An 888-nucleotide genomic window follows, 5' to 3' on the forward strand; every position below is an offset into this window, starting at 1 on the left:
GCACAACACCTCTGTGCGCACCGAAATCCTCGCGGGGGCCACCACCTTCCTCGCCATGGCCTATATCCTGTTCGTCAACCCGAGCATCCTCGGCGCCACCGGCATGGACAAAGGCGCCGTGTTCGTCGCCACCTGCCTGGCCGCCGCCATCGGCTCGGCATTGATGGGCCTGATCGCCAACTACCCCATCGCCCTCGCACCCGGCATGGGCCTGAACGCCTTCTTCACCTACACCGTGGTGCTGCACATGGGCCACACCTGGCAGGTCGGGCTCGGCGCCGTGTTCCTCTCGGCGGTGTGCTTCTTCGTGCTCTCGGTGTTCAAAATCCGCGAGTGGATCGTCAACAGCATCCCCCTGCCCCTGCGCAGCGCCATCGCCGCCGGCATCGGCCTGTTCCTGGCACTGATCGCCTTGCAGAACGCCGGCATCGTCGTCGATAACCCCGCCACCCTGGTGGGCCTGGGCGACCTCCGCCAGCCCGGGGCGATACTCGCCGTGCTCGGCTTCGTCCTCATCGTTGCCCTGGAAGCCCTGAAGGTGCGCGGCGCCGTGCTGATCGGCATCCTCGCCGTGACCGTGGTGTCGATCCTGTTCGGCTTCAGCCCCTTCGGCGGCCTGGTGTCGATGCCGCCCTCGCTGGCCCCGACCTTTTTACAGCTCGACATCGCCGGGGCCCTGAACATCGGCCTGGTCAGCGTGATCTTCGCCTTCCTGTTCGTCGACCTGTTCGACAACTCCGGCACCCTCATCGGCGTGGCCAAGCGCGCCGGCCTGATGCGCGAGGACGGCTACATGCCGAAGATGGGCCGCGCCCTGATCGCCGACTCCAGCGCCGCCATGGTGGGCTCGCTGCTCGGCACCTCGACCACCACCAGCTACATCGAATC

The 888-nt window shown here is 66.9% G+C and carries 1 protein-coding gene; it reads left to right on the forward strand.

The genetic code is table 11. The features are described from left to right. Positions 1 to 888, forward strand: an 888-nt coding sequence (locus tag HAQ05_RS27840; RefSeq protein WP_190427600.1) for an NCS2 family permease, incomplete at both ends; no start/stop codon positions are given.

Origin of the sequence: Pseudomonas typographi (assembly GCF_014694385.1) — a bacterium.
GTDB classification, from domain to species: domain Bacteria; phylum Pseudomonadota; class Gammaproteobacteria; order Pseudomonadales; family Pseudomonadaceae; genus Aquipseudomonas; species Aquipseudomonas typographi.